Genomic DNA, 20,497 nt, shown 5'->3' with positions numbered 1-20,497 from the left:
ATCAGGTGTCTGGGAGGGCGCATGAGTCCACAAATTGCAACGATCATCGGTCTGGTGATCATGTTCATCGTCGCCACCGCCATGCCCATCAACATGGGCGCGGTTGCCTTCGCGCTTGCCTTCATCGTTGGTGGCCTGTGGGTCGACATGGGCGGCAAGGAAGTGCTGGCCGGGTTCCCGGGTGATCTGTTCCTTACACTCGTCGGCATCACCTATCTGTTCGCCATCGCGCAGAAGAACGGCACCATCGACCTGCTGGTGCACTGGGCGGTCAAAGCGGTGCGCGGACATATCGTGGCCATCCCGTGGGTGATGTTCGTGATCACCGCGGTGCTGACCGCCTTCGGCGCGCTCGGCCCGGCAGCGGTGGCGATCATCGGCCCGGTCGCGCTGCGCTTTGCCAAGCAGTACAACATCAACCCGTTGATGATGGGCCTGCTGGTCATCCACGGTGCACAGGCCGGTGGCTTCTCGCCGATCAGCGTGTACGGCAGCATCACCAACGGCGTGGTGCAGAAAGCCGGGCTGGACGTGACCGAGATGGCGGTGTTCCTGACCAGCCTCGGCTTCAACTTCATGATGGCCACGATCTGCTTCCTTGCCTTCGGTGGCATCGCGCTGCTGCGTCGCGGTTCGATCACCGCAACCGCTGCGCTGGGTAACGCGGAGCTGGCGATGGCTGGCGGCCCACAGGCTTCGTCGCGGCAGTTCGCCATCGAGGGTCACGGTGCACTGGTCGCTGCCGGCGGCGGCACCCTGTCCAACGACCCGGTCGCGCTGGATGCCGTGGGCCTGACCCGCGAGCGCTTGTTCACCCTGGTCGGCCTGCTCGGCCTGGGCGTCGCGGCGCTGATCTACAACCTCAACGTTGGCCTGGTCTCGATCACCGTCGCCGTGGTGCTGGCGCTGCTGTCGCCGCAGAGCCAGAAGGGTGCGGTGGATGGCATCAGCTGGTCGACGGTGCTGCTGATCTGCGGCGTGGTCACCTATATCGGTGTGCTGGAACATGCCGGCGCGGTGGATTTCATCGGCCATGGTGTTTCCAGCATCGGCATCCCGCTGCTGGGCGCGCTGCTGGTCTGCTACGTGGGCGGCATCGTGTCTGCGTTCGCATCGTCGGCTGCGGTGCTGGGCGCCACCATCCCGCTGGCGGTGCCGTTCCTGATGCAGGGTCACCTGAGCGCGGCCGGCGTGATCTGCGCGCTGGCGGTGTCGTCCACCATCGTCGATGTCAGCCCGTTCTCGACCAACGGCGCACTGGTGGTGGCCTCGGCGGCGAAGGAAGAGCGCGAAACGCTGTTCCGCCGCTTCCTGGTCTACAGCGGCCTGGTGGTGGCGTTCGGTCCGCTGCTGGCCTGGCTGGTGTTCGTGGTGCCGGGCTTGTTTTAAATGACATGGGGTTGTGCGGGCCTGGGGCGGGCACTACCTGGCGTTACACTTCATACATGGCCATCGCTCCTGCTCCGCGTTCACCGAAGAAGCGTGCACCTCTGTATGAAGAGGTGGCCGAACGGGTGCGCGAGCGCATCTACGACTACCGCCTGCCACCGGGCGAGTGGATCGATGAGCCGGCGTTGTGCGCGGAACTGGGGATCAGCCGCACCCCGCTGCGCGAGGCGCTGAAGCTGCTCGCCGCCGAAGGCCTGGTGCAGATCGATGCCGGGCGCGGAGCGCGGGTCACCCGGCTCACCCTGGAAGACCTCAACCAGTTGTTCCCGGTGATGGCGATGCTGGAAGGCCGCTGCGCGCACGAGGCGGTCAAGCACATCGACGATGCCGGCGTGCAGCAGCTGGAAGACCTGCACGCGGCCATGGAATCCGCAGCGGCCGAGGGCAACATCGCCGAGTACTACCGCAACAACTACCTGATCCACGAGACCGTGCAGCACTACGCCGGCAACCCGTGGTTGATCCGCATCACCCACGACCTGCACCGCATCCTGAAGATGCATCGCGGCCGCCAGTTGCTGACCCCGGGGCGCACGGCGCAATCGCTGGCCGAACACCAGGAGCTGATGGACTGCTTCCGCCGTCGCGACGCGGCAGGCGCCGAACGCACGATGGAACGGCATCTGCTCAGCCAGGGCCAGGCGTTGGCTGCGTATGTCGCCAGTGGCGGTTTGTTGAACGTGCCCGCACCGCTACCGACCCAGGGCGGAAGCTGAGTTCATGGGGTTGCCGGCCAGCGGCCGGCACTATCCCCGCAAGGTCAGGTCACCGTAGTGCCGGCCGCGGGCCGGCAATCTGGAACCCCGCCTCAGTCGCCGCCGCAGCTGCCGCCGTCACCGCCCCCACCGCTGTCGCCGCTGCTGCAGTCCGAGCTGCTGTAGCTGTGATGACTGTGGCTGTCGCCGGAATAGCCGCCGGAGAAATCGGCGGGCCCACCGCCACTGCCATCGCCCCGCCCGGCTGAGCCATCGGCGGTGGCCATCGCCATGCACAGGATCGCCCCGACCAGCGGCAGCAGCCAGACCACCAGCAGCTGCCCGGCGCGGCTGCTGACCGGAAGGTCGTCGCGCCCCAGCACCACGAAGCTGGCCACCAGGTTCAGCCCCAGCACCAGGGCAATCAGGACGAGGGTCACAGCCAGCATGGCGCAGTTCCTTGCGACGGGTTCGGGCCCGCAGACGATACCACCGCCGCCGGTTCGCCCTGCCTGTCATGAAGATGGGACAATGTGGGGCGCGCCGGCCTACCTGCAAGGCCGCCGGCCCCCCTGCACCACACGGAAGAAGAAGAACAACAACATGCTGAAAGTCATTTTCGATACGGACCCGGGCGTCGACGACGCACTGGCCCTGCTGTACCTGCACAAGCACCCGCAGATCGACCTTATCGGGGTTACCACCACCTTCGGCAATGCATCGGTGGAATCGACCACCCACAACGCGCTGTACCTGAAGCAGGCCTGGGGCTTCACCGCCCCGGTCGCGCGCGGTGCCGAAGGCCCGCTGCAGCCCGAAGCCACCCCGGAAGCCTGGCCGGTGCACATCCACGGCCACAACGGCCTGGGCAACCACCCGGTGCCCGACGCCCTGGACGTGGCGGCGGATGCGCGCCCGGCGGCCCAGCTGATCATCGACCTGGTCCGCGCCCATCCGGGCGAAGTGACCCTGGTGGCAGTCGGCCGCATGACCAACCTGGCCCTGGCCCTGCAGCAGGCCCCTGACATCGCCGGCCTGGTGCGCGGCGTGGTGCTGATGGGCGGCGCTTTCCACGTCAACGGCAACATCACCCCGGCCGCCGAGGCCAACATCTGGGGCGATGCCGAAGCGGCCGACATCGTGTTCACCGCCAACTGGCCGGTGACCGCCATCGGCCTGGACGTGACCACCCGCGTTGAAATGAACCGTGACGGCCTGGACAAACTGGCCACCATCGGTGGAGCCGATGCCGAACTGGTGCGTGCGCTGTCGCAGGACTACGTGGACTTCTACCTGCAGGCCGGCCACAAGGGCATGGTCGTGCATGACTGCTGCGCCTGCATCGCGCTGACCCGCCCGGAACTGTTCCAGTTCGAGCGCGCCAGCGTGCGCGTGGCCACTGATGGTGTTGCCCGCGGCATGACCATTCCCAAGCCGGAAGGCATGGGCTTCGGCCCCAGCGTGTGGGACGGCCATGTGCTGCAGTCGGTGGCCATCGGCGTGGATGCGGCCGCTGTACTTGCAGACATCGAGCAGACCCTGGCGGTCTGAATGCTCACCCGCCCCGCGAACCGGGGCGGGTCCTGGGCGCCGTCTCCGGCAGCGTCCACAGCACCGGCAGCACCAGCACCGCCACCAGCGCGATCATCGCCCCTGGCGCTGCCGCCCAGCCACTGCGTTCCACCCACCATTGCGCCAGCCACGGCGTCGCCCCGCCGAAGACGGCGGTGGCCATGGTCACCCCCAGTGCCAGCCCACTGACCCGGCCCTCGCCGGGGAACTGCTCGGCCGTGGCCGGTGCTGCCACCGCGCTGATGCCGCCGGCCACGCAGGCCAGCACCACCGCCGCCAGCGCGATGCCCAGGGGGGCGGCATCGGCCATCCACGCGAACATCGACAACGGCAACAGCGCTGCCAGCACGGTCAGCCCCAACAGCAGCGGGCGGCGCCCGAAGCGGTCGGACAAGGCACCGCACAACGGGGTGATCGCGATCACCGCCACCGCCGCGACCGTCGACAGCCACAACGCATCGCCCTCGTCGTGGCCCTGCGCGTGCAGGAACGCGGGTACATAGGTGATGCCCACGTAGTAGGTGATCGAGCCCAGCGCGGATATCGCAAAGGTGCGCGCAACCGCGCCCGGATGATTGCGCAGCACATGCCGCAACGGCGTGGCCGGGATGCTGCCTTCGCGACGCTGGCGTTCGAACTCCGGCGATTCATGCATGCCTGAGCGCGCGATCAGGATCACCAGTGCCAGTGCCGCGCCAAAGAAGAAGGGAATACGCCAGCCCCAGCTGTCCAGCTGCGGAGTGGGCAGCAGCGCAACAGTGACCGCCGAGATCGCCACCGCCAGCAGCGCGCCCACCTCACTGGCGGCCGAGGCCAGCGAAGTGACCAGGCCACGTCGCCGCACCGGTGCGCTTTCCAGCAGATAGGCGACCACGCCGGTGTATTCGCCGCCCACGGAAAAAGCCATCACACAGCGCAGCACCAGCAGCAGCACGCCGGCGGTTGCGCCTGCGGTGGCGGCGGTCGGCAACAGCGCGGTGGCAAGCATTGCCGCGGCCATCAGGGCCATCGATGCAAGCAGCATCCAGCGCCGGCCAAGCCGGTCACCCAGATGGCCAAAGCACAGCGCACCCAGCGGGCGCATCAGATAGGACACCGCGAACCCGGCCAGGGTCACCAGCATTGCCTCCTGGCCGCCGCCGAAAAACACCCGCGACAGCACCGTGGCGAAGTACAGGTACAGGGTGAAGTCGTACCACTCCACCACGGTGGACAGCCCAGCCACCCACATCGAGCGCTGCCGCGTGGCGGTCATTGCATGTTTTCCTTCATGGCCGCAGCGTGTCATGGCCATGGTGACGATGCGGTGGACCCATGCCCTGCTCAGCCGCCTGGCGAACGGCCAGCGGGGGCCGGTTGCATGTACTGGGTCTGGTGGCCGGTGAAGCGCTCGCCATCGAAGCCAAAGCAGAAGCGCCCCTCCTCGAACACGCGGTAGACCAGCAGCGAACCGTTGAGGCAGAACTGCTGCTGGTCCACGCCGGTTTCCAGTGTGCCGTAGCCGGTGGCTTCGCCGCCGTCCATCGCCGGCCCGGTGAACGCATCGATCGGCAGCGGCGTGGCCCTGCCGGTGCGGGTATCGACAAGCACCAGCGAGCGCTGGAAGTACTCGGGCCGCTCGTCGATCTGCACCAGCAGATAGTGCTGCTGGAAGTTGGGCGCCTGGTGCTGAAGGGCATCTTCGATCAGGACACGATGCGCCGCATCGCAGAAGTCGACCGGGCTGTAGCGATAGCTGCAGCCGTCGTGGTCGTACGGAAGATGGATGCCGGCATAGCGGACCGGAGCATCACTGCCCACCACGTCACCCGGCTCGGGCGTACTGCACAGCAGCCAGGAATACGCTGGGTCTTCCGGATCGGACATCAGTTTCGGTTCGCGGCCATTGTCGTAGTCCGCACCGCCGTCGAAGGCCTGCCCGAACTGCTGCTGGACGATCGGCCGCGCCTTCTCCAGCGGCAGGCCGATCTTCGCTCCGCGGAACGATACGAAGGTCATCGTCGGCAGGATCACTTCTTCCACCGGCAGTCCCTTCCATGTCCCGCGCACGCAGAACGTGGCGATCTCGTTCTCCGCATCCACCCTGCACGGCTGCGGTGCATGCGCAGCCAGCCAGGGGTGCGACGGACGCCCGGCCGGTTGATCGATGTACCACCCCTGCAACGCACAGGTGGGCAGGACATCGAGCAAGGGAGAGAGATCGGCGACGGTCGCAGGCGCCTCGATCGGCACAGCCGCAGCCGTGCTCTCGGCGGCGGCCTGCGGCGTGCGCTGGCAGGCCGCCAGCAGCATCACGGCGACAAGCAGCAGGGCGTGTTGCACGTGCGCGGTTGAGAAAGGCGTTCCCTGCATTGCGAGCTTCCTTGTTTCAGCATCCAACGATGATCGCCGATCCGGGTCCATCCAGGCATGCAGCAGCTCCACGCCATGCGGGGATGACCGGCAATCGGCTCAATGCGCTTTGCCGCTGCCAGCGACATCCGCACCTGGCAACTGCAGCACCGCCTGCAGGCCGCCACCTTCGCGGTTGTGCAGCCGCAGCGAGCCGCCGAGCGACTGCGCCAGCTGCACGGCAATGGCCAGGCCCAGGCCGGTGCCGCCCGTATCGCGGTTGCGTGAGCTTTCCAGCCGATGGAAGGGCGCCAGCACCGCCTGCAACTGGTCTTCGGGAATGCCGGGGCCGCGGTCGGATATGCTGATCCACACCCTGCCCGCCTCATCGCGGCCGGCATCGATCTGCGCACTTCCCGCATAGCGCAGGGCGTTGTCGACCAGATTGCCGACCACCCGCCGCAGCGGCTGCGGCCAGGTCTGCACGATCAGCCCGCCGTCGGCCCCACCGCTGACCGGTTTGCCCATGTCTTCATAATCACCGACCACACTGGCCAAAAACGCGCCCAGATCCATCGACACCGGCGCACCACTGGCCACATGGCTGCTGCGCGCGTAGGCCACGCCTTCGCGTACCAGCTGTCCCAGATGATCCAGGTCGGTCAGCAGGCGCTGCTGGGTGGCATCCTCGGGCAGGGTCTCGACCCGCAGCTTCATCCGCGTGATCGGCGTCTGCAGATCATGCGAGATCGCCGCCAGGATCTGCAGGCGCTCACTGACATGGCTACGAATGCGCAACTGCAGTGCATTGAGCGCCGCGGCGGCAGTGCCTACCTCTGCAGGTCCATCTTCGGGCAGCGCCGCCCCGTCCTGGCCCGGTTGCAGCTGCGCCACCGCGTGCGACAACTGCGCCAGCGGCCGCATCGCCAGCCGCACTGCCAGCCATGCGCACAGCAGCAGCAACGCCAGCTGCACCAGCAGCACCGCCGGCAACCAGCGCGCCAGTGGCAGTCCAGAGGGAGTGACCTCGATGGTCAGCGGCGTGCCATCGTGCAGGCGCAGTTCCACTTCGAATCGCTCGGGCATGCGCGCGACCTGCCGCGACTGCAGCGGGTAGCGGTGCTGCAGGCTGTCATCGATGATCGCGGTCACCTGCCTTGCACGATCGGTCTCCAGCGCGGGGCCAGCCGCAGCCGGGCGCAGCAGATAGCGGTAGGTACGCCGTTCCAGCCGCGGCACCCATGCTTCGCGTTCGCTGGCCGGCAGATGCTCCAGCAGGGCCACACTCACGGCGACGTCCTCGTCCAGGTTGCGCAGCATCATGCTGCGCGTGGCCTGGTAGCGCTCGAAGAACAGCAGGCCGAACGAAAGCGCATGGGCCAGGACCAGCCCGCCCAGCAGCAACAGCAGCAGCCGCGCCGACAGCGTGCGCGGCCACGGCAGGCGACGCGCGGCGGCGTTCATTCCTGCGGCCCCAGCATCTGCACCGGCATGCTGAACACATAGCCTTCGCTGCGCACGGTCTTGATGTAGGTGGGCTCGCGCGCGTCGTCGCCCAGGCGCTGTCGCACGCGGCTGACCAGCAGATCGATGGACCGGTCGAACAGCTCGGCGTCGCGGCCCTGGGTCAGGCTCAGCAGCTGGTCGCGGCTGAGCACGCGGTTGGCGTGGTCGAGGAACACGCGCAGCAGGCGGAACTCGGCGCCGCTGAGCGGATAGGCGGTGTCCTGCGCATCCAGCAGGTGCCGCGCGGTGGTATCCAGCCGCCACTCACCGAAGGCCAGCTGGCGCCCGGCTTCGGTCACCTGCAGGTTCGGCGGCAGCATCTGCGTGCGGCGGATCACCGCGTTGATGCGGGCCAGCAGTTCGCGCGAGGAGAACGGCTTGGTCACATAGTCGTCGGCGCCCATTTCCAGCCCGATGATGCGGTCGGTTTCATCATCGCGTGCGGTCAGCAGCACCACCGGCACCGCGCGATGCTTGCCGGCGCGCAGGTTGCGGCACAGGCTCAGGCCATCTTCACCGGGCATCATCACGTCCAGCACCACCAGGTCGACAGCGTGGGTATCCATCAGCGTGCGCATGGCGCGGCCGCCATCGGCCTGGCTGACGCGCAGTCCATTGCGCTGCAGGTAATCGGCCAGCATCTGGCGGATCTCGCTGTCGTCGTCGACGACAAGGATATGCGGTACGTGATTCATCGCGTTCTCGGTGAAGGCAGGGACAGGGCCGCACGGCGCGGCCATGGTAGCGCGGCTCAGGGGCTGGCCAGCAGGCGCTGGATCTCGCTTTCGGTACGTGCGTAATCACCTTCACCGTAGTGGCGGTAGACCACCCGTCCCTGGCGGTCGACCAGGTACAGCGCCGGCCAGAAGCGGTTGCCCCATGCATTCCAGATCCGGTACTGGTTGTCCTGCACCACCGGCCAGGTGATATCCAGCCGCTGGATGGCACGGCGCACATTGCCCGGCAGTCCTTCATAGGCGAATTCCGGGGTATGCACGCCGATCACCTGCAGGCCCTGCGCCGCGTAACGGCGGTGCCATTGATGCACGTAGGGCGCCACGTTGAGGCAGTTGCTGCAGGTGTAGGTCCAGAACTCGACCAGCACCACCTGCCCTCGCAGCTGCTGGAGCGTGACCGGTGGACTGTTGTGCCACGGCCCATCGCCCTGGAAGCCGGCCGGCGGCGCCGCCTCGGCAGGCTGCGCGCCGGCTTCGGGGCTCGGCCAGGCCAGCAGCACGCCCGCACCGCCGCACAGGGCCAGCAGCAGCGGCAGCGCGTATGCGCGAACGCGTGCCATGTCAGCCTCCCTGCTCGGCCAGCGGCAGTTCGGCCGGCTTCACCCCGGCCGCTTCAAGGATGCTGTCGGCGACCTGTGCAGGGTGCGAGAGCAGCGACACGTGACTACTGCCGATCGACTGTACCTGCGCGCCGATGCGGCGTGCGGTGGCCGCCTGCAGCTGTGGCGACAGCATGCGGTCATCGCGGCTGATCACATACCAGCTAGGCTTGCTGCGCCATGCCGCTGCGCTCACCGCCTCGCCCAATGCGCTGGCCCTCAGCGGCACCTGGGTGCTGTACAGCAGTGCTGCGGTCTTCTTCATCACGTCCGGCGCGAAGTCCTGCGCGATCGCATCGGCCGGCAGGGTCAGGTAGCCGTCACGCTCCTGCAGGCGGGCCAGCCCAGGGCCGACCGGGAAACCTTCGCCCTGCTGCGCGGATGACTGGCCGACATCCGGCGCGAACGCCGCCACGTAGACCAGGGCCTGCACCTTCGGGTCGTTGCCGGCTTCAGTGATCACCGTGCCGCCCCAGCTATGGCCCACCAGCACCACCTTGCCCGGCGCGGCGGCAATGGCACGGCGGGTGGCGGCCACATCGTCGGCCAGCGAGCTGAGCGGGTTCTGCACCGCCACGGTCGGCAGCTTCCAGTCGTGCAGGGTACCGATGACCTTGTTCCAGCTGGAGCCATCGGCGAACGCGCCGTGAACCAGGATGATGGTGGGCGCTGCGCCGCCATCGATCGATGCGGCGAAGGCAGGGGTGGCAACGCTGGCCAAAGCCAGGGCGGCTGCAAGCAGGCTGGTGCGGATCATGGGTGGCACTCCGGTGTTGGGAGTGGCCATTTCCACCTGCGGGTGTATCGGTGCTGTTTCGGCACCGGGCGGAGTTGTACCGGACTGTAGGGCGGCGGCCGGTTCCTACAGTGGGATACATTCGGCCGCCGGGCATGGGCCAACGCTGCGGCGTGGATATCGTTCCCCGCGCGCGCGCAACACCCCGATACGCCCCCCGACGCGGCGGTTTTGTATCGGACTGTACAAAACCCCGCCGACACCACAGTGGCTGACAAAACCCCTCGCAACGGCACACGTTGCCGATACCTGCACGTCCTGAAATGGCCTCCATCGACCACTGGCCCGCAGGACACCGACATGATCAGCACCACCGCTTCGCTGCACACCCCCCGCCTGGATGCCGTTGGCCGCTGGCTCTCGCCACTGGCCCTGCGTGTACTGCTGGCCTGGGAATTCTTCGAGTCCGGCCGCGAGAAGCTGGGCGGGCAGAACTGGTTCGCCGACCTGGACGGTCGCTTCCCGTTCCCGTTTTCCACCCTGCCCGCATCGCTCAACTGGCAGCTGGCCACCTGGCTGGAACTGGTGGGCGCGGTGATGCTGCTGCTGGGCCTGGCCACCCGCTCGGTGGCCTACATCTTCTGGGTGCTGACCATCGTTGCCATCGCCGCAGTGCACTGGCCCGACCAGTGGAACGGCCTGGCCGAACTGTGGCAGGGCTATGCGATCACCGACCAGGGTTACGGCAACTTCAAGCTGCCGCTGCTGTTCCTGGCCATGCTGCTGCCACTGATCCTCAACGGCGGCGGTGCACTCAGCCTCGACCGGCTGCTGGCCAGCCCGCAGCGCGCCACCGCCGGCAACGACAGCCTCGGCTGGGGCGTCAGCCTGATTGCCCTGCTGCTGCCGGTGGCCGCACTGCTGCCGGGCATCGGGTTTGGCGGTGCGCTGCTCGGTGCTGCACTGCTGCTGGGCCACGTGCTGCGCCGTCGCCGCCCGGCCTGACCGGCTTCGCTCCTTCCCCCCTCTGCTTTCCGCCATCCGCATTGCGCCGCCGTCCCGGTGGCGTCCATCCCGCACGCCCCGCGTGCCTTCCAAGGAGTCATCCGCATGTCCATCTCGACCAAGAACACCTCCACGTCCCGCCTGCCGCGCATCGGTGCCATCGGCATCGCCCTGGCCGGTGGCCTGCTGCTGGCCGGCCAGGCCGCCGCCATCCAACCGTTGGCGATCAGCGCCGTGGCGGTCAGTGCCGCCGCCGAGGGCAAGTGTGGTGAAGGCAAGTGCGGCGCCAACAAGGCCGGTACCAGCAAGCCCGCCGGCAAGGCCCGCGTGGCCGAGGGCCAGTGTGGCGAAGGCAAGTGCGGCGACGCTTCGTTCGCCCGCACCGATCGTGACCACGACGGCAAGGTGTCGCGTGCCGAGTTCAATGCCGTCGCCGCCAAGCGCGCCGCCGAGTTCGACCGCATCGATACCGATCACGACGGCTACATCAGCGAACAGGAAGCCCACGACTACCTGCGCAGCGTCTACACCGCCAACGGCAAGCCGATGCCGAAGGGCCTGTTCTCGCGCGTCAACGACTGATCGCCCACCATCCGGCGCCGCCCCCACGGCGGCGCCACTGCCCCGGAGTACCGCGCATGTCCCTGCCCCTGTCCCTGCCTTCCGCCAGTGCCGGTCTTGGCCTGCGCCGCGGGCTGATCGATGAACTGCTGGCGATGCCGGCCGGTGCCATCGATTTCCTCGAATGCTCGCCGGACAACTGGATCGGTATCGGCGGCGCGCACGGCGCCGCGCTGCGCCAGCTGAGCGAGCGTCACCGCCTCACCTGCCATGGCCTGTCGCTGTCGCTGGGCGGTCCCGATCCGCTGGACCGCTCGCTGCTGCAACAGACCCGCGCCTTCCTGGACCTGCACCAGGTGCAGCTGTACAGCGAACACCTGAGCTACTGCGCCGCCGGCGGACACGTCTACGACCTGCTGCCGCTGCCGTTCACCGCCGAAGCCGTGCGCCACGTCGCCGGCCGCATCGCCCAGGTGCAGGACAGCCTGGGCCGGCGCATCGCGGTGGAAAACATCTCCTACTACGCGGTGCCCGGCGCTGACATGAGCGAGATCGCATTCATCAACGCCGTGCTCGATGAAGCAGACTGCGACCTGTTGCTGGACGTCAACAACGTCTTCGTCAACGCCTGCAACAACGGCTACGACGCCTTCGATTTCCTTGCCCGCGTGCCGCCGCGTCGCGTGGCCTCGCTGCATGTGGCCGGACACTTCGACGAGGACGATGGCTTCAAGATCGATACCCATGGCGCGCCGGTGAAGGGCGTGGTGTGGAGCCTGCTGCGCCAGGCCTATGCATGCGTGGGCGTGCGCCCCACCCTGCTGGAGCGCGATTTCAATTTCCCACCGCTGGCCGAACTGCTGGCCGAGGTCGACCAGATCCGCCTGGCGCAGACCGATGCTGCGGTACCGGAGGTGGCCCATGGCTGAGTCGCTGGCCACACTGCAGCACCGCTGGGCCGACCACATGCGCGATCCATCGCGACCGGCACCGCAGGGTATCGAGCCGCGCCGGCTGCGGGCCTACCGTCGCCTGTGCATCGACAGCCTGGACAGCCTGCTGTCCAGCAGCCTGCCGCGCCTGCAGCAGCAGCTGGGTTCAGTGCAATGGCGCGCCACCGTGGAGTACTACTACGCGAACCACGCTTGCCAGACGCCGTTGTTTCCGCAGATCGCCAGTGAGTTCGCCCGCTGGCTTGCGGTGCAGCAGCCGCTGCCCCTGCCCAGCTGGGCGGCGGAGCTGGCCCACTACGAAAGCACGCAGCAGGCGGTGCAGATTGAACCGCACGATGCGGGCCTACTGCTGCAGCGCGCGCCGGCTGCCGATGACGTACTGGCGGTGTCAGCACACGCACGCGTGCTGGGCTACCAATGGCCGGTGCATGCAGACGATGTACTGCACCAGCACACCGATGCCACGGCGACGCTGTTGCTGATGCGTCGCCTGCCCGATTTCAGCCTGCAGGTCGCTGCGCTGGCACCGCTGGCCTACGCACTGCTGTCGGCATTCGGCAGCGACGGCACGCGCGTGGATCTGGCCCAGCAGGCATTGGCAGCGGCGCATGGCATCGCGCCAGCCGAGCTGCAGGCGCTCTGTGCACCGCTGCTGGCCGAATTGTGCGCTGCCGGTGTGCTGGTTGCGCTGACAGCTGCCTGAGCGCGCCGGCCAGCGTCCGCCACATCCCGTTTCCCCTATCCAACGAGGTCTGACCATGGCTGTTGCAACTTCCTCTTTCCTGCGCGGCTGGCGCCTGTTCGTGGCCATCGCCGTTGTACTGATCGCCATCGCGGTGGCTGCATTCGCACTGCAGCCGGACACTGTCGAAGGCAGCCGCGCGGCGATCCGGGTGACCGCACGCACATCGTTCCTGTTGTTCCTGGCCGCGTTCACCGCGTCCTCCTTCGCCAGCCTGCTGCCTGGGCCATTCACCCGCTTCGTGCTGCGTGAGCGCCGCATCGTCGGCCTGTCATTCGCCTTCTCGCACCTGCTGCATGCCATCGCCATCACCGCCTTCGGCATCCTCAACCCGGCGTTCTGGCCAGCGCGGTCGGCGTTGGCCAACCTGCCTGGCAGCATCGGCTACGTCGCGATCCTGGCCCTGGCCATCACCTCGCACCGTGGCCTGGCCCGGCGCATGGGGCCTACTGCCTGGCGACGCCTGCACGTGACCGGCATGTGGATCATCGCCGCGGTATTCACCTATTCCTACTTCAAGCGCGTGCCGGGCAACTTCTGGTACGCGGTGCCTTCGGCGCTGCTGTTCACCGCCTTCGTCGTGCGCTGGATCGCCAAGCGTGCGCAGTCACTGCGCCGCACCGCCCACGCCCGTCCTTCCCTGCCGGCGGCGTGACCGCCCTTCCAACTGGAGTACTGACATGTCCGATTCTTCTCCCCGTCGCCGCGCACTGGTCATCGGTGGCTCGCGTGGCATCGGCGCGGCCATCGCGCAACGCCTGGCGGCCGACGGCCACGATGTGGCCCTCACCCATGTCTCGCATGCCGATGGCGCGCAGGCATCGCTTGATGCCATCCGCATGCACGGTGGTCGTGCCGTGTCCTTCCAGGCCGACAGCGGCGATGCAGAAGCGCTGCGCAAGGCCGTGGCGGAAGCCGCGCAGGCATTCAATGGGCTGGATGTGCTGGTGGTCAACGCCGGCCTGTACCGGCATACCCCGATCGACAGCGTGGACCTGCCCACGCTGGACCAATTGCTGACGGTGAACATCCGTGGCGTGGTGCTGGCCATCCAGGCGGCCCTGCCGCATCTGTCGGCCGGCGGCCGCATCATCACCATTGGCAGCAACACCGCCGTGCGCAGCGGTTCGCCCGGCAGCAGCCTGTACGCGATGAGCAAGGCGGCGGTGGCCGCGCTGGTGCGCGAGCTGGCACTGGAGCTTGCCCCGCGTGGCATCACCGTCAACAACCTGCAGCCCGGCCCGACCGCCACCGACATTACCGCCGGGCTGGACGGGATGCTGGCCGCGCGGGTTCCGCTGGGCCGCATCGCCCAACCCGCCGAGATCGCCTCGCTGGCCAGCTGGGTAGCCGGGCCAGAGGCGGGTTACATGACCGGCAGCAGCCTGACCATCGATGGCGGCTTCATCCTTTGAGCCCTGCACCGATCACGCGTTCAGCGCCGCGCCACCCAGCTTCAGGGCGCACGGCGCAGCGTGATCAGGGTGATCTCCGAAGGCACGCCGATGCGCGCCGGGAAGCCTGCCCACAGGCCGGCGCCGTTGCTGACATACAGCGTCATGCCGTCCACCTGGTAGCGGCCGGATACATACCCCCCATTGGCGCGCTTCACCAGCTGGTCCATGCCGATGATCTGGCCGCCATGGGTATGCCCGGACAACTGCAGCTTCACTCCGCGTGCGGCGGCATCACGTGCATTGCGCGGGCGGTGATCGAGCAGGATCACCGGCGCGGCCGCATCGGCCCCGGCCAGCGCCGCCTCCAGGTCCGGCAGGGGCAGGCCATAGCGTGCCGCCACCGGGTCGGTCACGCCGGCGATGGTCAACGCCGCCTCGCCACGGCGTACCTGGGTATGGCTGTTTTCCAGCACCTGCATGTGCAGCGCGCGGAATGCCTGCATCCATTCACTGTACTGCGCGTAGTACTCGTGGTTGCCGGTAATGGCGATCACCCCATCGGGCGCACGCAGCTCGCCCAGCGGCGTGTAGTCGTCGTGGCGCGCCTGCACGCTGCCGTCGATCAGGTCACCGGTAATCACCACCAGGTCGGGGTTCAAGGCATTGCTTTCGGCCACGACCCTGCGCACCCAATCGCCGGTCAGCAGGCGGCTGGCATGGATATCGGTGAGCTGCAGCACGCGGTAACCATCGAAGGACGGCGGCAGCCCGGCAATGGTCACTTCGATCTGCCGCGGTGTGGGCACGGCCATGCCCTGGCTGACGCCGAACGCGCTGAGCAGCAGTGCCGCCACGGCGGCCACCGGGCGCAGGGTGCTCGCGCGCAGGGCCTGCGCCAGACGCGGTGAACGCAGCAGGCGTGCGCCGAGCAGGACCACATCCAGCACCAGCAGCATCAGGGCCAGCAGCAGCACCGCAGTGGAACCGGTGGCGAGCGTGGCGATGGCCATCTTCGGAATTTCCGGCGACGCCATCGTGCCCCAGAAGCTGGCGACGATCCGCAGCTGTACCGCCACCGCCACCAGCAGCGCCGACAGCACTGCCTTCAACCAGACCGGCAGGCGCAGCGGCCACAACAGCCGCCACGCCACATACAGGCCCATCAACAAACCCAACGTACTCAGCACAACCACAATCCAATACGGAAAACAGGGCCGCCATGGTGACGGCTGGAGATGTCATTGGGTAGATGCGCCGTCACACCAATGGCAGGCGTTCCACCCGCAGTCGCGCGATACGGCGCTTTTCCATCGCCAGCACGGTAATGCGGATACCAGCCACCTCCAGTGTGTCGCCCACATCGGGCAGGCGTCCCAGCTGCTCCAGCACCAGCCCGGAGATGGTCATGTAGTCCACGCTGCGCGGCAGCGACACCCCGGCCAGGCGCTGCAGGTCATCCAGGGTCAGCGCGCCATCGGCGTCCCAGCAGTCCTCGCCCTGCGCGATCACGCCGTAGCGCTCGTCCTGGGTATCGGCCAGGTCACCGGCAATGGCAGCCAGCAGGTCATTGGCGGTTACCAGCCCCTCCACGCTGCCGTACTCGTCCACGGCCACCGCCAGCGGCACCGGGTGCTGGCGGATCAGTTCCAGTACCTGCAACGCACTCGCGCTGGACAGTACGAACTGCGGTTCGCGCAGGTTGCCTTCCAGCTGCAGCGGCCTGCCCTGCAGCAGATCGGCCAGCAGGTCGCGGCTCTGCACCACGCCACGCAGGCTGTCCAGGTCACCGTCGCCCACCAGCAGGCGCGTATGCGGCGAAGCCACCAGGCGCGCCACCACATCGTCGTGGCCACGCGACAGGTCGATCCACTGCACGTCCGCACGCACGGTCATCACGCTGGATACCGGGCGGTCGGCCAGGCCCAGCACGCTGCGGATCATCTCGTGCTCGGCCGGCTGCAGGCGCTCTTCGTTGCTGTTGTCTTCCTCGTTTTCCTGCGCGTCGTGGCCGTTGGCCTGGCGGGCACCCAGCAGGCGCAGCACCGCATCGGCCGTGCGCTGGCGGAACGGCTGCCGCTGCTCGTTGCGCTCGCGGTTGAACCGCACCCACTGGTTGAACGCTTCCACCAGGATCGAGAATGCGATCGCCGCATACAGATAGCCCTTCGGGATCTTGTAGCCCAGTCCTTCGGCCACCAGGCTGAAACCGATCATCAACAGGAAGCCCAGGCACAGCACCACCACGGTGGGATGCTTGTTGACGAAGCGGGTGAGCGGCTTGCTGGCCAGCAGCATCAATGCCATCGCGATGGTCACCGCCGCGTACATCACGCCGAGGTTGTCGACCATGCCGACCGCGGTGATTACCGAGTCCAGCGAGAACACCGCATCGAGCACCACGATCTGCGCCACCACCATCGCGAAGCTGGCGTAGACCTTCTTGCCATCTTCGTGGTGCTCGCGGCCTTCCAGCCGCTCGTGCAGTTCCATGGTGCCCTTGAACAGCAGGAACAGGCCGCCGCCCAGCAGGATCAGGTCACGCCCGCTGAAGCTGTGGTCGAACAAGGTGAGCAGCGGCGCGGTCAGTTTCATGATCCACGCCAGCGCTGCCAGCAGCACCAACCGCATCAGCAACGCCAGCACCAGGCCGATCACCCGCGCGCGGTCACGCTGGTGCGGGGGCAGCTTGTCGGCCAGGATCGCGATGAACACCAGGTTGTCGATGCCGAGAACGATCTCCAGCACGACCAGGGTTGCAAGGCCCATCCATATCGAGGGGTCAGCCAACCATTCCATTTCAGTTCCGTTTCGTCAGTAGAGGGAAAGTAGCAATGCAGTGCCAGCGCTCAGTCGCCGTCCTGTGCCTGCGTGGGGTCATGCCCCAGCAGGTCACCGGGGCTGCACTGCAGTTCGCGGCAGATCGCATCAAGGGTGGAAAAGCGGATCGCGCGCGCCTTGCCGGTCTTCAGGATCGACAGATTGGCCAGGGTGATGTCGATCCGCCCCGCCAGTTCGGACAAGGTCATGCCGCGTTGCTGCAGCATGCGGTCGAGTGTGATGACGATCGCCATCAGAGCTGTTCCATCAGATCACACCGTCCAGGTCATCGCGCATCGCCGCGCCAACGGCGAACACCCGCGCCAGTACGAACAGCATCAGCACCGCCACCAGCCCGGTGATGGACATGCCGCCGCCCACTTCCATCCAGGCGAAGTCCGGGCCCATCCAGCTGGCGTACACGCCGATCACGATCGACAGCACTTCCATCGACAGCATCAACCACGCCATGCGCTGCAGGCGCTGTGCGTTGGCGTGGGTGAAGGGGCGTTCGCGAGCGGCCGAGCGCAGCAGCCTTGCCAGATGGCGCAGGAACACCAGGCACAGCACCAGCAAGGCCACGATGGCACCGAGGCCGCCGCAGAAATGCAGGAACAGATGGGAACCATGTACGGCTGCGGCATGCGCATCGTGCACGCTGTCCAGCAGCCAGCTGCGGTCGTAGGCCACCAGCGGCACGGCCAGCAGGGCGGCCAGGATGCCCAGCCAGCACATTGCGCGTACCGCCTGCACGGCGGTCTGGGCCAGGGTGAACAAGCCGCGCGCAGGTTGCGCGCGGGCGGGTCGAGCGGTCAAGCAGCCTCCGATGGGGGACGGCTGCGCCGCCCCGGGGTGGATTTATCGATAAACGATATACCACATCCAGGCCGATTGGATGAATCGAACGCGCAGCCCGCCGCCAAGGGCGCGCCGCCAGCGGGGGTCAGCGGGTGCTCTGCGCAGCCGGCGGCGCGCCGGCTTTCCGCATGGCCTCGCCCGGCGTGGCCGAGGCCATCGCCTGTACGCCCGCTTCGGCCGCCTGCCGGGTGACCAAGCGGAAGCGCACGCGCAGCTTGCTTTCGCCGGGGCTGGCCCAGCCGTACTGGATGGCCACCTGGTCGCCGGACAACGGCCCACGCGCGGGCAGCGAACGGATCTGCAGGGGCTTCGGCGCCGCCTGCATCAACCGTGCAAACCCCTTCTGCACCACCGCCGGTTCGGCCTTTTCGGCGTAAACCGTGCAGGTGCCATCATCGGCCCAGCTGACCGCGTAACGGCCACTGGCCAGCGGCACCATCCACGCCATGCCCTGCTGCCCCTGCAGCAGCGTTGCCGCCTCGGCCGCCGGCAACGGGCTCAGGCCATTGGCATCCATCAGCGACTGCAACCGCGCCGGTGCACCGATGTGCTGCATGCACGCCGTGTCGAACAGCTCACTGAAGGGGTCCTGCGCCGGCGCCGCGCCCTTTGGCGCGCGCGCGGGCTGGGCCAGCGCCAGCACCGGCAGCAGCAGGCCAACCACCAGCCAGGGGGCTGCGCGCATGGAAACTCCAGGGAACGGAAAACAGCGGGGAGGATGGCAAAGGCGGGGGGCGCAGCGCAACGGTTGCGCGACCACTTGACATCGTGCGCCAGCCGGAACAACATCAATTAACGAATTAGTTAACTACAGCCATGGACCGCATCTTCGAAGCCCTTGCCTCCACCGCGCGCCGACAGATCCTGGCCTACCTCAGCGCAGGCGAACTGAGCGCGGGCGAGCTGGCCGAACGTTTCGATTTCAGCAAGCCGGCATTGTCCAGTCACCTGCGCATCCTGGAAGACGCCGGCCTGATCGAACGCGAGAAACGCGGCCAGTTCGTGTACTTCCGCCAGGTGCCCGACCGCCTGGCGAACACGCTGTTTTCCTGGGCCGCCGAAGTGTGTCCGGTCGGTGGCCCGCTGAAGCGCGAAGCGCGCGCACGCCGCAAGACCCCCGCCCGCTGAGGAGCACTGCGATGCCCGGTTCGACCCGCACCAGCCGTTCGTTCCCGAGTATCCAGCTTCCCGCCCAGGAAGGCGGCGGCCCGGTTGAAGTCACCCTGATCGCACAGCTGGGCATCGGTGCCGGCGATGCGCTGGTTGCCGATGCCAGCCAACGCCAGCGCCATCATCCCGCCTTCATCGATGCGCTCGACGAGCCTTCGGCGCGGCTCGGCGGCATGCACCTGCAACAGGGCGATGTGTCATCGCTGTACAGCTTCATGGTCGGTGCCGGCGGCCATCCCTTCCATCGCCACGGCGGGCCACGCATGTTCACCGCCATCGCCGGAAGCGCGGGCGCCGAGCTGCGCTTTGCCAGTGCATCCGATGCGCAGCTGGCCGACGATCCTTCGCGTTTCCTGCGTGCGTTGCGGCGCATCCGCATCCCGCCGGATTGCCTGTTCACCGTTCGCTTCGGCGGCGGTACGTGGCACCAGTTCGCCTCGAACCATCCTGCACACCCGGCCCTGTTCGCGCTGTCGTGCCACAGCAACGAACTGGCCGGCGCGATGAGCGAGCAGGCACGCCTGCAGGCACAGGCCAATGCCGCCGACATTCCCAGCCTGACCGAGGTGCTGCCGCAGATGCATTGGCCCAGTGCTGCCGCACTGGCCGCTTCGCCACTGCTGCAGTTGTCGCTGCAGGCGGCAGCGCCCAGCCTGCGTGCCCGCCTGTGCAGGCAGACGCGTGCACTGCTTGGCCCCCTGCGCCGGCTCAGCCTGGAGCCGCTGCGCGGCTTTGTGGAACGGGCGACACCGGCCTACCCGGTGTGCCGCAGTACGCCGCCTGCGCAGGGCCTGCTGGCCAACGCCCTGCCCGGCAGCCACTACCAGGACCTGACCACGCTTGCGTTGCGCCGCGAGCAGCTGGTGCAGCACAGCGCCTCCGCCCTGCTGGCCGACGTGCTGGACGGCTTCCTGCGCAACCCGCCCGCAGGGGTGGGCCAGCTGATGGCCCTGCGCAATCGTCTGGTCGCACCGCTCAAACTGCGCACCTCGCCGCTGGGTTGCCCGGTCTCGTCACTGCTTTCAACCGATCGCAGCACGCTGTTCGCCGGTCGTTTCCCGGTGCTGGCCGCCCACGTGGATGCCGATGACCGCTGCGCCGAAGTCCTGCTCGGCGCCGACGACCGCCACCTGCGCTTCCGCAGCAGCGTGCGGGTGCACATCACCGAGGCCGGCACGGTGGACGTCAGCCTCGGCTCACGCGTGCAGACCCACAACGCATTTGGCCGTGCCTACATGGCGCTGATCGATGGGGTGCATCGTCACTACATCGCCCCGGCCTTGCTGCGCCGTGCGGTGGAACACGCGCTTGCACCGGAACTTGCCGGCTGGACCGGCGAGCCCGCGCATCCCTGACAGGTGCCCGCGCG

Annotated in this window: 23 protein-coding genes; 11 read left to right on the top strand and 12 right to left on the bottom strand. The window is 67.8% G+C overall.

The genetic code is table 11. The features are described from left to right. Positions 1-21: 21 nt before the first annotated feature. Both ACVOLJ_RS07310 and ACVOLJ_RS07305 read left to right on the top strand, forming a co-directional pair. A complete protein-coding gene (locus ACVOLJ_RS07310) occupies positions 22-1,389 on the top strand; it encodes an SLC13 family permease (RefSeq protein WP_481563811.1) in 1,368 nt (455 codons plus the stop codon). Between the two features lie 56 nt (positions 1,390-1,445). Next, the gene (locus tag ACVOLJ_RS07305) at positions 1,446-2,165 is read left to right on the top strand and encodes a GntR family transcriptional regulator (protein ID WP_481563810.1); all 720 of its coding nucleotides are present in this window, start codon (positions 1,446-1,448) and stop codon (positions 2,163-2,165) included. Positions 2,166-2,257: 92 nt separating this feature from the next. Here the strand turns inward: ACVOLJ_RS07305 and ACVOLJ_RS07300 are convergent, their stop codons facing one another. Then, positions 2,258-2,593, bottom strand: coding sequence for a hypothetical protein (locus ACVOLJ_RS07300; RefSeq protein ID WP_475277726.1), 336 nt, complete (start codon positions 2,591-2,593; stop codon positions 2,258-2,260). A 154-nt stretch (positions 2,594-2,747) separates the two neighbouring features. On the opposite strand from ACVOLJ_RS07300, the gene ACVOLJ_RS07295 reads away from it, so the two are divergent. Next, on the top strand, positions 2,748-3,695 hold the full coding sequence (locus ACVOLJ_RS07295; RefSeq protein ID WP_481563809.1) for a nucleoside hydrolase: 948 nt from the start codon (positions 2,748-2,750) through the stop codon (positions 3,693-3,695). Positions 3,696-3,699: 4 nt separating this feature from the next. Here ACVOLJ_RS07295 and ACVOLJ_RS07290 read toward each other — a convergent pair whose 3' ends face one another. The 6 genes from ACVOLJ_RS07290 to ACVOLJ_RS07265 all read right to left on the bottom strand — a co-directional run bounded on the left by ACVOLJ_RS07290 (position 3,700) and on the right by ACVOLJ_RS07265 (position 9,646). After that, complete coding sequence (locus ACVOLJ_RS07290; RefSeq protein WP_481563808.1) at positions 3,700-4,971, bottom strand: MFS transporter; 1,272 nt, start codon at positions 4,969-4,971, stop codon at positions 3,700-3,702. Positions 4,972-5,039: 68 nt separating this feature from the next. Then, positions 5,040-6,068 carry a hypothetical protein gene (locus ACVOLJ_RS07285; RefSeq protein ID WP_481563807.1) on the bottom strand — a complete coding sequence of 343 codons (1,029 nt, stop codon included), beginning with the start codon at positions 6,066-6,068 and terminating at the stop codon, positions 5,040-5,042. 99 nt (positions 6,069-6,167) lie between these two features. Further along, positions 6,168-7,511, bottom strand: coding sequence for a sensor histidine kinase (locus tag ACVOLJ_RS07280; RefSeq protein WP_475277722.1), 1,344 nt, complete (start codon positions 7,509-7,511; stop codon positions 6,168-6,170). Continuing rightward, positions 7,508-8,248 (bottom strand): response regulator, encoded by a 741-nt coding sequence (locus ACVOLJ_RS07275; protein ID WP_475277721.1) that lies wholly within the window; start codon positions 8,246-8,248, stop codon positions 7,508-7,510. The genes ACVOLJ_RS07280 and ACVOLJ_RS07275 overlap by 4 nt, the downstream gene beginning before the upstream one ends. A gap of 56 nt (positions 8,249-8,304) precedes the next feature. Then, positions 8,305-8,850: a redoxin family protein gene (locus ACVOLJ_RS07270; RefSeq protein WP_475277720.1), complete on the bottom strand. Its 546-nt coding sequence runs from the start codon at positions 8,848-8,850 to the stop codon at positions 8,305-8,307. Between the two features lies 1 nt (position 8,851). Continuing rightward, positions 8,852-9,646, bottom strand: a complete 795-nt coding sequence (locus ACVOLJ_RS07265) for an alpha/beta fold hydrolase (protein WP_481563806.1) — start codon at positions 9,644-9,646, stop codon at positions 8,852-8,854. A 339-nt stretch (positions 9,647-9,985) separates the two neighbouring features. On the opposite strand from ACVOLJ_RS07265, the gene ACVOLJ_RS07260 reads away from it, so the two are divergent. The 6 genes from ACVOLJ_RS07260 (at position 9,986) to ACVOLJ_RS07235 (ending at position 14,301) form a co-directional block, all read left to right on the top strand. Further along, positions 9,986-10,630 (top strand): HvfX family Cu-binding RiPP maturation protein, encoded by a 645-nt coding sequence (locus ACVOLJ_RS07260; protein WP_475277718.1) that lies wholly within the window; start codon positions 9,986-9,988, stop codon positions 10,628-10,630. A gap of 105 nt (positions 10,631-10,735) precedes the next feature. Beyond that, entirely contained in the window at positions 10,736-11,212 is a 477-nt protein-coding gene (locus ACVOLJ_RS07255) for an HvfA family oxazolone/thioamide-modified RiPP metallophore (RefSeq protein ID WP_475277717.1), read from the top strand. A gap of 56 nt (positions 11,213-11,268) precedes the next feature. Continuing rightward, a complete protein-coding gene (locus ACVOLJ_RS07250) occupies positions 11,269-12,120 on the top strand; it encodes an HvfB family MNIO-type RiPP peptide maturase (protein WP_481563805.1) in 852 nt (283 codons plus the stop codon). After that, positions 12,113-12,847, top strand: a complete 735-nt coding sequence (locus ACVOLJ_RS07245) for an HvfC family RiPP maturation protein (protein ID WP_475277715.1) — start codon at positions 12,113-12,115, stop codon at positions 12,845-12,847. Before ACVOLJ_RS07250 ends, ACVOLJ_RS07245 begins: the two co-directional genes overlap by 8 nt. Positions 12,848-12,902: 55 nt before the next feature. Further along, positions 12,903-13,541 carry a ferric reductase-like transmembrane domain-containing protein gene (locus ACVOLJ_RS07240; protein WP_475277714.1) on the top strand — a complete coding sequence of 213 codons (639 nt, stop codon included), beginning with the start codon at positions 12,903-12,905 and terminating at the stop codon, positions 13,539-13,541. A 25-nt stretch (positions 13,542-13,566) separates the two neighbouring features. Continuing rightward, positions 13,567-14,301: an SDR family NAD(P)-dependent oxidoreductase gene (locus tag ACVOLJ_RS07235; RefSeq protein ID WP_481563804.1), complete on the top strand. Its 735-nt coding sequence runs from the start codon at positions 13,567-13,569 to the stop codon at positions 14,299-14,301. 41 nt (positions 14,302-14,342) lie between these two features. Here ACVOLJ_RS07235 and ACVOLJ_RS07230 read toward each other — a convergent pair whose 3' ends face one another. From ACVOLJ_RS07230 to ACVOLJ_RS07210, 5 genes are all read right to left on the bottom strand, one after another. After that, the gene (locus tag ACVOLJ_RS07230) at positions 14,343-15,479 is read right to left on the bottom strand and encodes a metallophosphoesterase (RefSeq protein ID WP_481563830.1); all 1,137 of its coding nucleotides are present in this window, start codon (positions 15,477-15,479) and stop codon (positions 14,343-14,345) included. Positions 15,480-15,540: 61 nt separating this feature from the next. Further along, entirely contained in the window at positions 15,541-17,079 is a 1,539-nt protein-coding gene (locus ACVOLJ_RS07225) for a TerC family protein (RefSeq protein ID WP_481563803.1), read from the bottom strand. Positions 17,080-17,129: 50 nt separating this feature from the next. After that, positions 17,130-17,354, bottom strand: coding sequence for a helix-turn-helix domain-containing protein (locus ACVOLJ_RS07220; RefSeq protein WP_475277711.1), 225 nt, complete (start codon positions 17,352-17,354; stop codon positions 17,130-17,132). A gap of 13 nt (positions 17,355-17,367) precedes the next feature. Continuing rightward, a complete protein-coding gene (locus tag ACVOLJ_RS07215) occupies positions 17,368-17,835 on the bottom strand; it encodes a DUF2975 domain-containing protein (protein ID WP_475278173.1) in 468 nt (155 codons plus the stop codon). A gap of 208 nt (positions 17,836-18,043) precedes the next feature. Further along, the gene (locus ACVOLJ_RS07210; protein ID WP_481563802.1) at positions 18,044-18,643 is read right to left on the bottom strand and encodes an NMCC_0638 family (lipo)protein; all 600 of its coding nucleotides are present in this window, start codon (positions 18,641-18,643) and stop codon (positions 18,044-18,046) included. A gap of 131 nt (positions 18,644-18,774) precedes the next feature. Between ACVOLJ_RS07210 and ACVOLJ_RS07205 the strand changes: the two genes are divergently transcribed. Next, a complete protein-coding gene (locus ACVOLJ_RS07205; protein ID WP_025873922.1) occupies positions 18,775-19,086 on the top strand; it encodes a metalloregulator ArsR/SmtB family transcription factor in 312 nt (103 codons plus the stop codon). 11 nt (positions 19,087-19,097) lie between these two features. Further along, positions 19,098-20,483, top strand: a complete 1,386-nt coding sequence (locus ACVOLJ_RS07200) for a DUF2867 domain-containing protein (RefSeq protein ID WP_481563801.1) — start codon at positions 19,098-19,100, stop codon at positions 20,481-20,483. Positions 20,484-20,497: the final 14 nt, after the last annotated feature.

This window comes from Stenotrophomonas sp. STEN046 (genome assembly GCF_056759755.1).
Note: the sequence above shows the minus strand (reverse complement) of the source record. Positions and strands in the feature narration are given on the sequence as shown.

Coding starts and splice junctions, on each gene's coding strand:
- ACVOLJ_RS07310 (WP_481563811.1), top strand. CDS start 22: ATGAGTCCACAAATTGCAACGATCATCGGTCTGGTGATCATGTTCATC.
- ACVOLJ_RS07305 (WP_481563810.1), top strand. CDS start 1,446: ATGGCCATCGCTCCTGCTCCGCGTTCACCGAAGAAGCGTGCACCTCTG.
- ACVOLJ_RS07300 (WP_475277726.1), bottom strand. CDS start 2,593: ATGCTGGCTGTGACCCTCGTCCTGATTGCCCTGGTGCTGGGGCTGAAC.
- ACVOLJ_RS07295 (WP_481563809.1), top strand. CDS start 2,748: ATGCTGAAAGTCATTTTCGATACGGACCCGGGCGTCGACGACGCACTG.
- ACVOLJ_RS07290 (WP_481563808.1), bottom strand. CDS start 4,971: ATGACCGCCACGCGGCAGCGCTCGATGTGGGTGGCTGGGCTGTCCACC.
- ACVOLJ_RS07285 (WP_481563807.1), bottom strand. CDS start 6,068: ATGCAGGGAACGCCTTTCTCAACCGCGCACGTGCAACACGCCCTGCTG.
- ACVOLJ_RS07280 (WP_475277722.1), bottom strand. CDS start 7,511: ATGAACGCCGCCGCGCGTCGCCTGCCGTGGCCGCGCACGCTGTCGGCG.
- ACVOLJ_RS07275 (WP_475277721.1), bottom strand. CDS start 8,248: ATGAATCACGTACCGCATATCCTTGTCGTCGACGACGACAGCGAGATC.
- ACVOLJ_RS07270 (WP_475277720.1), bottom strand. CDS start 8,850: ATGGCACGCGTTCGCGCATACGCGCTGCCGCTGCTGCTGGCCCTGTGC.
- ACVOLJ_RS07265 (WP_481563806.1), bottom strand. CDS start 9,646: ATGATCCGCACCAGCCTGCTTGCAGCCGCCCTGGCTTTGGCCAGCGTT.
- ACVOLJ_RS07260 (WP_475277718.1), top strand. CDS start 9,986: ATGATCAGCACCACCGCTTCGCTGCACACCCCCCGCCTGGATGCCGTT.
- ACVOLJ_RS07255 (WP_475277717.1), top strand. CDS start 10,736: ATGTCCATCTCGACCAAGAACACCTCCACGTCCCGCCTGCCGCGCATC.
- ACVOLJ_RS07250 (WP_481563805.1), top strand. CDS start 11,269: ATGTCCCTGCCCCTGTCCCTGCCTTCCGCCAGTGCCGGTCTTGGCCTG.
- ACVOLJ_RS07245 (WP_475277715.1), top strand. CDS start 12,113: ATGGCTGAGTCGCTGGCCACACTGCAGCACCGCTGGGCCGACCACATG.
- ACVOLJ_RS07240 (WP_475277714.1), top strand. CDS start 12,903: ATGGCTGTTGCAACTTCCTCTTTCCTGCGCGGCTGGCGCCTGTTCGTG.
- ACVOLJ_RS07235 (WP_481563804.1), top strand. CDS start 13,567: ATGTCCGATTCTTCTCCCCGTCGCCGCGCACTGGTCATCGGTGGCTCG.
- ACVOLJ_RS07225 (WP_481563803.1), bottom strand. CDS start 17,079: ATGGAATGGTTGGCTGACCCCTCGATATGGATGGGCCTTGCAACCCTG.
- ACVOLJ_RS07220 (WP_475277711.1), bottom strand. CDS start 17,354: ATGGCGATCGTCATCACACTCGACCGCATGCTGCAGCAACGCGGCATG.
- ACVOLJ_RS07215 (WP_475278173.1), bottom strand. CDS start 17,835: ATGTGCTGGCTGGGCATCCTGGCCGCCCTGCTGGCCGTGCCGCTGGTG.
- ACVOLJ_RS07210 (WP_481563802.1), bottom strand. CDS start 18,643: ATGCGCGCAGCCCCCTGGCTGGTGGTTGGCCTGCTGCTGCCGGTGCTG.
- ACVOLJ_RS07205 (WP_025873922.1), top strand. CDS start 18,775: ATGGACCGCATCTTCGAAGCCCTTGCCTCCACCGCGCGCCGACAGATC.
- ACVOLJ_RS07200 (WP_481563801.1), top strand. CDS start 19,098: ATGCCCGGTTCGACCCGCACCAGCCGTTCGTTCCCGAGTATCCAGCTT.